9 protein-coding genes are annotated in these 13,264 nt (G+C 72.7%); all 9 read right to left on the bottom strand.

Features of this window, described 5'->3' with window-relative positions; translation table 11 throughout:
* Nucleotide 1: 1 nt before the first annotated feature.
* Nucleotides 2-2,203, bottom strand: coding sequence for a methylmalonyl-CoA mutase (scpA, locus tag ACIGXM_RS20570; protein WP_396562862.1), 2,202 nt, complete (start codon nucleotides 2,201-2,203; stop codon nucleotides 2-4).
* Nucleotides 2,200-4,083 (bottom strand): methylmalonyl-CoA mutase small subunit, encoded by a 1,884-nt coding sequence (mutA, locus tag ACIGXM_RS20565; protein ID WP_396562860.1) that lies wholly within the window; start codon nucleotides 4,081-4,083, stop codon nucleotides 2,200-2,202. Before mutA ends, scpA begins: the two co-directional genes overlap by 4 nt.
* Before the next feature lie 322 nt (nucleotides 4,084-4,405).
* The gene (locus ACIGXM_RS20560; RefSeq protein ID WP_396562858.1) at nucleotides 4,406-5,869 is read right to left on the bottom strand and encodes an MFS transporter; all 1,464 of its coding nucleotides are present in this window, start codon (nucleotides 5,867-5,869) and stop codon (nucleotides 4,406-4,408) included.
* Complete coding sequence (locus ACIGXM_RS20555) at nucleotides 5,866-7,683, bottom strand: IucA/IucC family protein (protein WP_396562856.1); 1,818 nt, start codon at nucleotides 7,681-7,683, stop codon at nucleotides 5,866-5,868. Before ACIGXM_RS20555 ends, ACIGXM_RS20560 begins: the two co-directional genes overlap by 4 nt.
* The gene (locus tag ACIGXM_RS20550) at nucleotides 7,677-8,261 is read right to left on the bottom strand and encodes a GNAT family N-acetyltransferase (protein ID WP_396562854.1); all 585 of its coding nucleotides are present in this window, start codon (nucleotides 8,259-8,261) and stop codon (nucleotides 7,677-7,679) included. Before ACIGXM_RS20550 ends, ACIGXM_RS20555 begins: the two co-directional genes overlap by 7 nt.
* Entirely contained in the window at nucleotides 8,258-9,556 is a 1,299-nt protein-coding gene (locus ACIGXM_RS20545; RefSeq protein ID WP_396562852.1) for a lysine N(6)-hydroxylase/L-ornithine N(5)-oxygenase family protein, read from the bottom strand. Before ACIGXM_RS20545 ends, ACIGXM_RS20550 begins: the two co-directional genes overlap by 4 nt.
* Nucleotides 9,557-9,595: 39 nt before the next feature.
* Nucleotides 9,596-11,128, bottom strand: coding sequence for a pyridoxal phosphate-dependent decarboxylase family protein (locus tag ACIGXM_RS20540; RefSeq protein ID WP_396562850.1), 1,533 nt, complete (start codon nucleotides 11,126-11,128; stop codon nucleotides 9,596-9,598).
* 115 nt (nucleotides 11,129-11,243) lie between these two features.
* Nucleotides 11,244-12,095 (bottom strand): siderophore-interacting protein, encoded by an 852-nt coding sequence (locus tag ACIGXM_RS20535; protein ID WP_396562848.1) that lies wholly within the window; start codon nucleotides 12,093-12,095, stop codon nucleotides 11,244-11,246.
* Nucleotides 12,096-12,102: 7 nt separating this feature from the next.
* Entirely contained in the window at nucleotides 12,103-13,149 is a 1,047-nt protein-coding gene (locus ACIGXM_RS20530) for an ABC transporter substrate-binding protein (RefSeq protein ID WP_396562846.1), read from the bottom strand.
* Between the last annotated feature and the right edge of the window lie 115 nt (nucleotides 13,150-13,264).

The following is a 13,264-nucleotide window of genomic DNA, read 5'->3' as shown; positions in this document are numbered from 1 at the left end:
CTCACAACTCGTGGCCGAGGTCGGCGGCGAGCGTCCTCAGCAGGTCGTGGGCCGCGTCCGGGATGACCGTGCCGGGCGGGAAGACCGCGGCGGCGCCGGCCTCGTACAGCGCGTCGAAGTCCTGCGGCGGGATGACGCCACCGACCACGATGGTGATGTCCTCCCGTCCGGCCTCGGCGAGTTCGGTGCGCAGCGCCGGCACCAGGGTCAGGTGCCCGGCGGCGAGCGAGGAGACACCGACGATGTGCACGTCGGCCTCCACCGCCTGACGCGCCACCTCGGCCGGGGTCTGGAAGAGCGGTCCGACGTCGACGGTGAAGCCGAGGTCGGCGAAGGCCGTGGCGATCACCTTCTGGCCGCGGTCGTGCCCGTCCTGGCCCATCTTCGCGACCAGGATGCGCGGGCGCCGGCCCTCGGCCTCCTCGAATCTCTCGACCAGCTCGCGGGTGCGCTGCACGCCCTCGGACGGTCCTGCCTCGTCTCGGTACACACCGGAGATGGTACGGATCTGGCCGGAGTGCCGCCCGTACACCTTCTCCAGGGCGTCGGAGATCTCGCCGACGGTCGCCTTGGCCCGGGCGGCGTCCACCGCGAGGGCGAGCAGGTTGCCCTCCAGCGAACCGCCGCCCCGCGGGCCGGACTCGGCCGCGGCGGTCAGCGCGCGCAAGGCGTCCTGGCACACGGCCTCGTCGCGCTCGGCCCGCAGCCGCCGCAGCTTCTCGACCTGCTGGGCACGGACCGAGGAGTTGTCGACCTTGAGCACGTCGATCTGCTCGTCGTTGGCGACCCGGTACTTGTTGACGCCGATCACCGGCTGGCGGCCGGAGTCGATCCGCGCCTGGGTACGGGCGGCGGCCTCCTCCACGCGCAGCTTCGGGATGCCGGCGTCGATCGCCTTGGCCATGCCGCCGGCCGCCTCCACCTCCTGGATGTGCTGCCAGGTACGGCGGGCCAGGTCGTGGGTGAGCTTCTCGACGTACGCGCTGCCGCCCCACGGGTCGATCACCCGGCAGGTGCCCGACTCCTGCTGGAGCATCAGCTGGGTGTTGCGGGCGATCCGCGCCGAGAAGTCGGTCGGCAGGGCCAGCGCCTCGTCGAGGGCGTTGGTGTGCAGCGACTGGGTGTGGCCCTGGGTGGCGGCCATCGCCTCCACGCAGGTGCGGGTGACGTTGTTGAAGACGTCCTGTGCGGTGAGCGACCAGCCGGAGGTCTGCGAATGGGTGCGCAGCGAGAGCGACTTGGTGTTCTTCGGGTCGAACTGGCCGACCAGCTTGGCCCACAGCAGGCGGGCCGCCCGCAGCTTGGCGATCTCCATGAAGAAGTTCATGCCGATCGCCCAGAAGAACGACAGCCGGGGTGCGAAGGCGTCCACGTCCAGGCCCGCGCCGAGGCCGGCCCGCAGGTACTCCACGCCGTCGGCCAGGGTGTAGGCCAGCTCCAGGTCGGCCGTGGCACCGGCCTCCTGGATGTGGTAGCCGGAGATGGAGATCGAGTTGTAGCGCGGCATCCGCTGCGAGGTGTAGGCGAAGATGTCGGAGATGATCCGCATCGACGGTTGCGGCGGATAGATGTAGGTGTTGCGGACCATGAACTCCTTGAGGATGTCGTTCTGGATGGTCCCCGCCAGCTTCTCGGGCGGCACCCCCTGCTCCTCCGCCGCCACGATGTACAGCGCCAGCACCGGCAGCACCGCGCCGTTCATGGTCATCGACACCGACATCCGGTCCAGCGGGATGCCGTCGAAGAGCTGGCGCATGTCGTAGATCGAGTCGATGGCCACGCCCGCCATGCCGACGTCACCGGTCACCCGCGGGTGGTCGCTGTCGTAGCCGCGGTGGGTCGGCAGGTCGAAGGCGACCGACAGGCCCTTCTGGCCGGCGGCCAGGTTGCGGCGGTAGAAGGCGTTGGACTCCTCGGCGGTGGAGAACCCCGCGTACTGGCGGACCGTCCACGGCTGGTTGACGTACATCGTCGGGTACGGTCCGCGCAGGTACGGCGCGACACCCGGGTAGGTGCCCAGGAAGTCCAGCCCGGCCAGGTCCTCACCGGTGTACAGCGGCTTGACGCCGATGCCCTCCGGGGTCTCCCAGAGCTGCTCCTCGACGTCCCGGCCGGTGGCCTGCCGCCAGGCGGACCGCCACCGCTCGCCGCTGACCTCGGCAGGGTTCCCGTCCAGGCCGATGGTGGTGAAGTCGGGGATCATCCCGCCGCTCCGATCTCGTCGAGGAGGGTGGAGAGGACCGCGACCGCGTCGCAGCCCACGAAGACGAACTCGTCGACGCCCGCGCGCCGGTACGCCTCGCCCAGCTCTCCCGGTCGTCCCGCCAGCAGCACCTTCGCGGCGCCGGCGGCCTTCAGCGCCTTGGCGACGGCCTCGGCGTGTTCCGCGTACTGCTGGTCGCCGGAGCACAGGCAGGCGACGGTCGCCCCGCTCGCGGCGAAGGCCTCGGCCAGCGCGGCCGCCTCGACGCCCTCGGCGGCGACGGTCTCGATGCCGCCGGCCTGGAAGAGGTTGGCGGCGAAGGTCGAACGGGCGGTGTGCACGGCCGCCGAGCCGATCGAGGCCAGGAAGAGCCGCGGCCGGGCGCCGGTCGCGGCCAGCCGCGCGTCCGAGCGGGCGCGCAGCGCCTCGTACGCCTGGGCGCGGCGCACCCGGGGCAGCCCGCCGCCGAGCGGCGCCGGTGCTGGCTCGCGGACCAGCGGCTGCTCGCCGAGGTTGGGGAACTCGCTGACGCCGGTGACCGGCTCGCGCCGCTTGGCCAGCGCGACCGAGCGCTTCGCCCAGGTCTCGGCGATCCGCTCGCCGATCAGCCCGGAGTCGAGGGCCGCCCGCTGGCCGCCGGCCCGCTCGATCTCCTGGAACCAGGCCCAGGCGGCGTGCGCCAGCTCGTCGGTGAGCCGCTCCACGTACCAGGAGCCGCCGGCCGGGTCCACCACCCGGGCCAGGTGCGACTCCTCCAGCAGGATCGACTGGGTGTTGCGGGCGATCCGGCGGGCGAAGGCGTCCGGCAGGCCGACGGCCTCGTCGAAGGGGAGCACGGTGACGGAGTCCGCGCCGCCCACCCCGGCGGCCAGGCAGGCCACCGTGGTGCGCAGCATGTTCACCCACGGGTCACGCTCGGTCATCATCACGCTGGAGGTCACCGCGTGCTGGCGCTGCGCCGCCGCCTCGCCCGGGGCACCGCAGGCCTGCACCACCCGGGCCCAGAGCCGGCGGGCGGCGCGGAACTTGGCGATGGTGAGGAACTGGTCCTCGGTGGCGGCGTAGCGGAACTCCAGCTGTCCGGCGGCCGCGTCCACGGACAGCCCGGCGGCGGTCAGCAGACGCAGGTAGGCCACGCCGGTGGCCAGCGAGCAGCCGAGTTCCTGGGCGGCCGAGGCGCCGGCGTCGTGGTAGGCCAGCGAGTCGACGGTGAGCGCGCGCAGGCCGGGGTACGTCCGGGCGCAGCGCGCCGCCAGCTCGGCGGCCTCCGTGAGGTGGGCCGAGGTGGCCTCGGCCTCGCCGGTGCGGGCGAGCAGGGCCAGCGGGTCCGCGCCGAGGTTGCCCGCGGCCGCCTCGGCCGGGACGCCGCGCTCGGTCAGGAGGGCGAGCAAGCGCTCGGCGGCGGGAGTGAAGTCGGCGCCGGCGTCGAGCACCACGGCGGCCAGGTCGAGGTACACGCCGTCCAGGGCGGCCGGCAGGTCGGCGACCGGCAGGCCCGCCGCACCGACCGCCAGCCAGAGGGAGGTGACCCCGTTCGCCAGGTCGGCCAGCATCGCCTCGTTGGTGCGCCGGGGATCCGGGTCGGCGTGCCGCTGCCGGATGTCCCAGCCGGCGATGGCCGAGCCCTCCGGGCGGCCGCCTCGCACGAACGGTGGGAAGCCGGGGTAGCCGGCATCGGCCGGGGCGTCCTCGGCGGTGTACAGCGGACGGGCGCGCAGGCCGTCCTGGAGCTGAGTGGTGAGCGCCTCCTCGGCGTCCGTGCCGGTCACGTTCTGCGCACCTGACTTGCGCAGCACGCCTTCGACAAGACGTTGCCACTGCTCACGGGTTGCATCCGGGAACTCGGCGGCCAGAGGAAGCCCTTCGGGCAGGACCGTCATGGGGGAAGGTTAATGCGGGTGAGCAGGGCCGCAGCAGACCCCTACGGTGTGACGTTTCCCTCGCTGCACTCCCGGGTGCGGGGAGTGCCGCACCGGGTGACGGGGCCGGCGCCCGGGCCGAGCGGCTCGTTCGTGCCCGCCCAGGGGCCCGTCGGGGTGTCAGCCCCTAGGCCGATCGGGGTGGTTGCCGGGCAGGAATAGGGGGAGCGCGCGGGGGGATCCGGACGGAGTGTCCGCGCTCGCCGGGTGTGCGGTCGGCGCGCGCGGACACGCCGCTCCGGCTGTGGCCCGGTCGGAGCCGGTCGGGCCACGGCTGGCCGGCTCAGCGCCGGCCGGCTCGGCGGAGGAGCAGGGCGGTGAGGCAGCCGCCGGCCAGCACGGCGGTCGCGCCCGCGAGTTGGGCGGTCTCGACGCTGGAGGCGAAGGCGGTCAGCACGGCGGTGCGGTCGGTGGCGGTGGGGGCGGCGGCCTGGGCGGCCGGGAGGGAGCCGGCGCCGGTCAGCGAGGCGGGCAGCAGGGAACCGAACCGGGCGTTCTGCACCGCGCCGAGGACGGCCACGCCGAGGCTGCTGCCGATCTCGGCCAGGGTGGCGTCGATCCCGGCCCCCGCGCCGGCCCGGTCCGGCGGGATCGCGCCCAGCACCGCCTCGACGATGGCCGGGTTGGCGAGCGCGCAGCCGGCGCCCATCAGCACCAGCCCGAGCAGCAGCACGGGGTAGCCGTCCGGTCCGGAGCGGGCGGCCACCGCGAACCCGCCGGCCAGCAGGGCCATGCCGAGCGCGATGGCGCCCGGTGATCCGAGCCGCCGGATCAGCCGGCCGGCGAGCCCGGCCAGGTTGAGCACGACCACGGTGAGCGCGAAGGGCGCCATCCGCAGGCCCGCCTCCAGCGGCGGGTAACCCCGGACGAACTGCAGCTGCTGGGCGAGCAGGAAGAGCACGCCAGCGCTGCCGAAGGTGATCAGCAGCACGCCCGCGACCGCGCCCAGGAAGCGCCGGTCGCGGAGGAAGCGCGGGTCCAGCATCGGGTGCCGGGCCCGCCGCTGCCACTGGGCGAAGGCGGCGAGCAGCAGGGCGCCACCGAGGGCCGGGAGCAGCACCCGGGGGGCCGACCAGCCGTGCCCGGGTGCCGCGGTGATCGCGTAGACGACCGCGGCCAGCCCGGTGCTGGAGAGCAGCGCCCCGGGCAGGTCGGGCCGGCCGGCCCCGGAGCCGCGCGACTCCGGGACCAGCAGCGGGGCGGCGACCAGGCCGAGCAGCACGATCGGCAGGTTGAGCAGGAAGATCGCACCCCAGTGGAAGTGCGCCAGCACCAGGCCGCCGATCGGCGGGCCGGCCGCGAAGCCCAGGGCGTTGACGGCGCTCCAGGCGCCGATCGCCCGGGAGCGCTCGGTCTCGTCGAAGAGCTGCATCACCAACGCCAGGGTGGTGGTGAGCAGCAGCGCGCCGCCGACCCCCATGCCCGCCCGGGCCGCGATCAACTGGCCGGTGGAGTGGGCGAGTCCGGCCGCCAGCGAGCCGAGGCCGAAGACCGCCAGCCCGGCCAGCAGCAGCCGGCGCCGGCCGTAGCGGTCGGCGGCACTGCCGGCCGCGAGCAGCAGGCCGGCCTGGACCAGCGAGTAGGCGTTGACCATCCACTGCACGTCGGCGGTGCCGGCGCCCAGATCCCGGCTGAGGGTGGGCACGGCCACGGTGAGCACGGTGTTGTCGAGCAGCACGGCGAGTTGGGCCAGGCAGAGCACCGCGAGTGCCCACCACCGCCTGGCGGGGACGGGGTTGACCGTCACGGTCGGGGCCCGAAGCGGGCGATCGGGTTCCGCAGCGTGCCGGCCAGCTGGAGGGCGCCGGACGGGTCGGCCAGGTCGACCATCTGCTGGTTGTCGCGCAGTTGCAGCCGGTTGAGGCAGGAGAGTGCGAACTCCTCGGCGAACAGGTCGAATCGGCGCAGCCGGTCGGCCAACTGCGGGACGGCGTCCCGGTAGTCGTGGACGCACTCGGCGACGGTGCGCCAGAAGGTGTCCTCGTCCAGTACGCCCTCGGTGGTGAGGATCGCGTTGAGGTGGCGGAAGAAGCAGTCGAAGACGTCGGTGAAGATGGAGAGCAGCTGGAGTTCCTCGGGTACCTCCACTTGGATCCGCCGTACCTGCGGCGGCAGTTGGGTGTCCGGGTCCATCACCGCGATCTCCTCGGCGATGTCCTTGAAGATCGCCCGCTCGACGGTGCCGCCGTCCAGCACCAGGATGACGTTCTCGCCGTGCGGCATGAAGACCAGCCCGTAGGCGTAGAAGCTGTGCAGCAGCGGCCTGAGGTAGGCGTCGAGGTAGCGGCGCAGCCACCGCTCGGGGGCCAGCCCGGACTGCTCGATCAGCGCGGCGGCGAAGGAGCGGCCGTCCCGGTCGGTGTGCAGCAGCGAGGCCATGGTGGCCAGCCGCCGACCCGGCTCCACCGCGGTGACCGGGCTCTCCCGCCAGAGCGCGGCGAGCATCTTGCGGTACGGCGAGTACCGGTCGGTGGCGGTCTCGAACTGCCGGTGCCGGTAGCCGATGGCGGCCCGCTCGCGGATGATGGTCAGCCCGGTGCCGCGCAACACCTCGTCACCGGCGATCAGTTCGGCCAGCCAGTCGTTGATGGCCGGGGTGCCCTCCATGTAGGCGGCCGAAAGTCCGCGCATGAAGCCCATGTTGAGCACCGAGACGGCGGTCTTGACGTAGTGCCGGTCCGGGTGGCTGCGGTTGAAGAGGGTCCGGATCGACTGCTGGGCGAGGTACTCGTCCTCGCCCGGGCCGAGGCAGACCAGGCGCCGGTTGCCGAGCTCGGCGGCGAAGGTGACCGACAGCTTGTGCCACCACTGCCAGGGGTGCACCGGGAGCAGCAGGTAGTCGTCGGGGTCGAGGCCCAGGCCGGTCAGCGTGTCGGCGAACCGGGCCCGGGTGTCCGCGCCGAGTTCGGCGTCGATCAGCCGGTCGTAGTCGAGGTCGGCGCAGCAGCTGAAGGTCGCGTGGTCGCGGTGGGCGGCCAGCCAGATCAGCCGGATGGGGGCGGCGGCCTCCGGCGCGTAGGCGTGGTACTCGTCGCCGCCGAAGCCGATCCGCCCGTTGTTGGCCACGAAGCCGGGGTGGCCCTCGGTCATCCCGCTCTCGATGGCCTGGAAGTCGGCCTTGGCGAGCTCCGCGGCGCTGACCGGCGGCTTGCCGAGCTTGTAGGCGGTGCCGGCCAGGGTGGCGCCGATCTCCTCCAGGTAGACCGGCAGGATCCGGTCGGTCAGGCCCAGCGTGTCGCGCAGCTCCAGGCAGAAGTCCAGCGCGTCGAGCGGGAGTTCGACCTCGCCGCGGTGGCGGCTGAGACTGTCCGGGTCGATCTGCCAGTGGTCCAGGCTGAGCCGTCGGGCGGCGAAGCGGTACTCCACCGTGCCGTCGTCGCCGCGCACGGCGTAGTGGCCCGGTGCGGTCGGCTCGGGGACGAGCAGCCGCTCGTGCGAGAACTCGGCCAGCGCCTTGCGGACCAGCAGGCGGTTGGCGCGCGCCCAGGCGGCCGGGGTCAGGTGGGCGGTGGCCGCCACCGGGTCGGTGGTGCGCGGGTCGCCGGTGGACGGGGTCAGCACGTGGATGCTCCTTGGGTGGCGAGGAACCGGTCCCTGGTGCAGATGCTGAGCAGGGCGTCCTTCTCGGGCTTGTGGATGGTGCGCAGCGGGGTGAAGCCGACCGCGGCGTTGAGCGCCTGGACGGCGGTGTTGCGGACGTCCGGCTCGACCACCACCCGGTGGGTGGTCGGGTCGGCGAAGAGCCAGGCCATCACGGTGCCGAGGACGGCTCGGGTGAAGCCGTGCCGCGGGGTGTCGGTGGGCGCGCAGAGGAAGTGCATGCCGACGTCGCCCGGCTCCGGGTCGTACAGGCCGACCAGCTCGACCCTGGCCGGGTCGTAGCGCTCGGCGAGGAAGGACGGCCGGCCGTCGACGAGGCCCAGGAAGGCGTCGTGGCCGGCGGCGTCGGCGATCCGGCGGTACTCGGCGCGGACCTGGTCCAGGTCGGCGTCGAGCATCATCCAGAAGGCCGCCTTGGGGTGGGTCACCCAGCCGTGCAGCAGGGCGGCGTCGGCCTCCGGGTCGAGCGGGCGCAGCTCGAATTCGCCGAGCCGGTCGTCGTGGCGCCGGAAGACGGTGGTGCTCACGCTCACGCTCACGCGACCACCCCCTGCGGCGCGCCGAACTCCTGGAAGGCGATGGTCTTCTCGATCGGGTAGTGCTCGCGGCCGAGCAGCTCGCGGATGATCCAGGAGTTGCGGTAGGGGCCCATGCCGAGGTCGGGCGAGGTGATGCTGTGGGCGTGGGTCCCGGCGTTCTGCAGGAAGATGCCGCGGCAGGTGACGTCGATGCTGTAGTTGCGGGCGACGTCGAAGCGGCCGTGCCGGTCCCAGCGGATCCGGTCGCGGACCGGTTCCAGGAACGCCGGTGGGCGGTAGCGGTAGCCGGTGGCCAGCACCAGGCCCTCGGTGTCGAGCGCGAACTCCCGCCCCTGCTCGACGTGGTGGAGCCCGAGCCGGTAGCCGCCGCTCGCCTCGTCATAACCCGCGCTGGTCAGCGCGGTGTTGGTGAACAGCCGGGTGGGTACCGGGCCGCCCAGGCTCTTCTGGTAGAGCAGGTCGTAGATGTCGTTGACGAGTTCGGCGTCGATGCCCTTGAACAGGCCCTTCTGCTCGGCCTCCAGGCGGTAGCGGGTCTCCTCCGGCAGGGCGTGGAAGTAGTCCACGTACTCGGGGGAGGTCATCTCCAGCGTGAGCTTGGTGTATTCGAGCGGGAAGAAGCGCGGCGAGCGGGTGACCCAGTTCAGCCGGTAGCCGTCGGTGTCGGTGTCCGCGAGCAGGTCGTGGTAGATCTCCGCCGCGCTCTGGCCGCTGCCGACCACGGTGATGCTGCGCTTGGCCTGCAGCGCCGCCTTGTGCTCCAGGTAGGCCGAGTTGTGCACGAAGTCGCCGCCCAGGCCCTGGCAGGCCTCGGGCAGGTGGGGCGGGGTTCCGGTACCGAGCACCAGGTGCCGGGCGTGGTGGACGACGGTCTCGCCGGTGCCGGACTGCCGGGCGTGCACGGCGTAGTGGCCCTCGTGCTCGTCGTACTCGACCGAGGTGACCTCGTGGCCGAAGCGTATGCTGCGCAGCTTGCCGGCGGCCCAACGGCAGTAGGCGTTGTACTCGGTGCGCACCGGGTAGAACCGCTCGCGGATGTAGAAGGGGTAGAGCCGCCCGGTCTCCTTCAGGTAGCTGAGGAACGAGTAGGGCGAGCTGGGGTCGGCCAGGGTGACCAGGTCGGCGAGGAAGGGCGTCTGCAGGGTGGCGGACTCCAGCAGCATGCCGGGGTGCCAGTCGAAGTCCGGCTTGCTCTCCAGGAACAGGCCGTCGAGCTCGCCGATCGGCTCGGTGAGGCAGGCCAGGCCCAGGTTGTAGGGGCCGAGCCCGATGGCGATGAAATCGTGGGTGGACATGCGGGTCTCCCGTGCGGAGGGTGTTCGGGGGGCGGTGGTTCAGCCGGCTCGGCGGACCGGCTCGGCGGCGGTCTTCGCGCGCAGGTAGCCGCCGGCGTGCTCGGCGAGCAGGTCGAGTACCTGGGCGATGTCGTCCAGCGTGGTCTCGGGGTTGAGCAGGGTGAACTTGAGGAAGTGCCGGCCGTCCACCTTGGTGCCGGCGACCACGGCCGCGCCGGAGGCGGCCAGCGCCTCGCGGGCGAACAGGTTGGCGTCGTCGGCGAGTTCGCGCTCCGGACCGGCCGGCGGCAGGTAGCGGAAGACCACGGTGCTCAGCTGTGACCTGGTGACCACCTCGAAGCGCGGGTCGGCGCTGAGCAGGTCGTAGGCGTCGGCGGCGCGGTCCACCACCTCGTCGAAGAGCTCGCCGACCGCGTCCGCGCCCATCACGCGCAGGGTCAGCCAGAGCTTGAGGGCGTCGAACCGGCGGGTGGTCTGGATGCTCTTGTCGACCTGGTTGGGGATCCGCCGCTCGGCCATCCGGGCCGGGTTGAGGTAGTCGGCGTGGTAGGTGGCGTGCCGCAGCACGGCTCGGTCGCGCACCAGCAGGGCGCTCGAACTGACCGGCTGGAAGAAGGACTTGTGGAAGTCGACGGTCACCGAGTCGGCCCGCTCGATGCCGTCCAGCAGGTGCCGGCGGGTGGGCGAGACCAGCAGGCCGCAGCCGTACGCGGCGTCCACGTGCAGCCACACCCCGGCCGCCGCGCACACCTCGGCGAGCTGCGGCAGCGGGTCGATGGAGCCGAAGTCGGTGGTGCCGGCGGTGGCGACCACGGCCATCACCAGCAGCCCCTCGCGGCGACAGCGGTCGAGCTCGCGGGCGAGCACGGCGGGCCGCATCCGGCGGTCCTGGTCGGTGGCCACCGTGATCACGGCGTCCGGGGCGAGGCCGAGCATCTTGGCCGACTTCTGCACGCTGAAGTGGCCGGCCTCGGAGGCCAGGATCCGCAGCCGGGGCAGCAGTTCGGAGCGGGAGCCGGCCGCGCAGGCCTCCTCGCGGGCCAGCAGCAGGGCCTGGAAGTTGGACTGTGAGCCACCGCTGGTGAACACCCCGTCGGCGTCCGGACCGAGCCCGACCCGCTCGGCCGTCCAGTCGATCAGCCGGCGCTCGATCAGGGTGCCGCCGGCGCTCTGGTCCCAGGTGTCCAGCGAGGAGTTGACCGCGCTGAGCACCGCCTCGCCGAGCAACGCCGGTATGACCACGGGGCAGTTGAGGTGGGCCAGGTAGCGCGGGTGGTGGAAGTAGACGGCGTCCCGCAGGTAGACGTCCTCCAACTCGTCGAGCGCGCCCGCGATGTCACCGAGCGGCCGCTCCAGGTCGATCCCGGCCAGCCCGGGGGCCAGCTCGTCGGGGGATATCCCGCTGAACGGCCGCTCGGCGCCCGCGATCCGGGTGGCCACCCGGTCGACACCGCGCGCCAGCGAGGTCCGGTAGTGGTCCACCGTACGGTCGTTGAACAGGTGCGCGCGGGCTCCTGCCGGCGGGGCGTCGACGGTCAGCGGGGCGTCGACGGGGTGTCCCGGGTAACTCATGGTCAAGTCCTCAAGAGTCGGAGCCGATCGGGGAACTAAGGTTAGCCTAACCTAAGTTCCCTGAGGTCGGTGCCCTCCACGAAGAGCGGACCACCAGCACCCCGGGGCCGGGTCGTCAACCGGTGGCCGCGGCCAGCTTCTCCGCGAGCAACTGCTCCTCGGAGGTGCCGAGCCGCCAGTACCCGGAGAACCCCACCAGGCGGCGGTCGAATCCGCGCTCGCCGACCAGGTGCCGGCGCAGCGCCCGGACCGCGCCGGACTCGCCCGCGATCCAGGCGTACGGGGTGCCCGCGGGCAGCTCGGCCGCCCGGATCGCGGCCAGCAGCGGGCCGTCCACTCCGGGGGCGGCACTCTCGCGCACCAGCCAGGTGATCTCCGCCTCGGCGGGGGCGTCCAGGTCCTGGATGTCCGCCGCGTTCGGGACCTCGACGAAGACCCGGGCCCGGGTGTGCGGCGGCAGCCACTCCAGGATTCCGCCGACCGCCGGCAGCGCGGTCTCGTCGGCGGCGAGCAGCACCCAGTCGGTGTCGTCCGGCGGGCGGAAGCCGACACTGCGGTTGTCCTCGATGACCGGGCCGAGCAGCACGACCCGGTCACCGGGCCCGGCCCCGGCCGCCCACCGGGAGGCCGGGCCGAGATCGCCGTGCAGCGCGAAGTCCACGTCCAGTTCGTCCGGTTCGCGGCGCTGGGCGCGGATCGTGTAGGAGCGCATGACGGCCCGCTCGGACTCGTCCACCGCCCGCCAGGCGGCGAACCAGCCCTCCCCGGTGCGGTCCGGCAGGACCGGGGCGTGCTGTCCGGGGTGCGGCAGGAAGAGCGAGAAGCTCTGGTCCCGGCCGCCCGAGGTGAAGGCGCGCAGCTGCTCGCCGCCGAGGGTGATCCGCACCATGGTCGGTCCCAGTCGGCGGCTGCGCAGCACGCGCGCGTCGAAGAAGCGGTACTGCCCGGAGACGATGTCGCTGCTCATCGGCGGCTCAACTGACCTTCTTGGCGCTCTGGACGGCCTTGGCCAGCCGTTCCAGCAGCGGTGCCGCACCCGCGTAGGAGTACCGGGGCACCGCGTCCCACGGGGTGATCTGGTTCGCCTTGACGGCCGGCAGCTGACTCCAGGCCGGCTTGGCCGCCAGGTCCTTCGGCTGCAGGGCCGTGCCGCGGTCGTCGAGCAGGATCAGGTCGGCGGCGTACTTGCTCGCGTTCTCCCAGCTGAGGCTCTCGTAGTAGCCGCCGGTGTCCAGCTTGTCCGGGACCACGAGGTCGACTCCGAGCTGGGCGAAGTACATCAGGTCGGCGCTGTAGCCCGGGTTGGACACGTAGAGCAGGTCGGCGCTGCCGGAGGCGGCCATCACCCTGAGGCCCCCGCTCGCCCGGGCGGCCTGGCGCACGGCGTCCGCGGCGGCCTCGAAGCGGGCCTTGGCGTCGGTGACCTTCTTGGCGTTCAGGTCGGTGCCCAGCGACTGGGCCAGCTCCGCGTAGCGCTGGATCGGGGTCGTCAGCGGGACCCGGGCGGTGGTGATCCCGACCACCGGCGCGAGCTGGAGGATCTTGTCCTTGCTCTCGTCCGGCACGTACCAGAGCGCGCCGGGGTCGTACATGTGAGTGACCAGCAGGTCGGGGCGCAGGGCCGCGTACTTCTCGATGTCGAAGTCGCCGTAGGCGTTGCCGATGATGGTCACCTTGTTCACGTCGAGGTCACCGGCCTGCGGGTCGGCCTGGCCATTGGCGAGCTTGGTCTCGCCGAAGACGCCGACGATCTGCTGGTCGATGCCGAAGTCGACCAGGGCCGCCGCGGTGCCGGTGAAGGCGACGATCCGGCTGGGGGTGCTCTTCGTGGTCACCGTGGTCTTGCGGTCGTCGGTGAAGGACCAGGGGCCGCCGCTCGAGTGGCCCGCGGCCGGGGCGGACGTGGCGGTCGAGCCACCGTGCTTGCCACAGGCGGCGAGGACCGCGCCGAGCCCGGCGACGCCGCCCGCGGCGAGCAGACCGCGCCGGGAGAGCGAAGTGGTGTTTCTGAACAGTGGCATGACGGTCTCTCACTCTCACAGGGTGCGCGAAAAGCGGGGTGATGCCCGCGGCGGAAGTTAGGCTAACCTATCCTAAGTAACTGTCCAGAGGGGGCGACTGCCCGCTCCTCGGCCG

The sequence above is a fragment of the Kitasatospora sp. NPDC052896 genome (genome assembly GCF_044547075.1).
In the GTDB taxonomy this organism is placed as follows: domain Bacteria; phylum Actinomycetota; class Actinomycetes; order Streptomycetales; family Streptomycetaceae; genus Kitasatospora.
The sequence above is the reverse complement of the archived record's forward strand: the minus strand, read 5'-3'. Positions and strand labels throughout refer to the sequence as shown.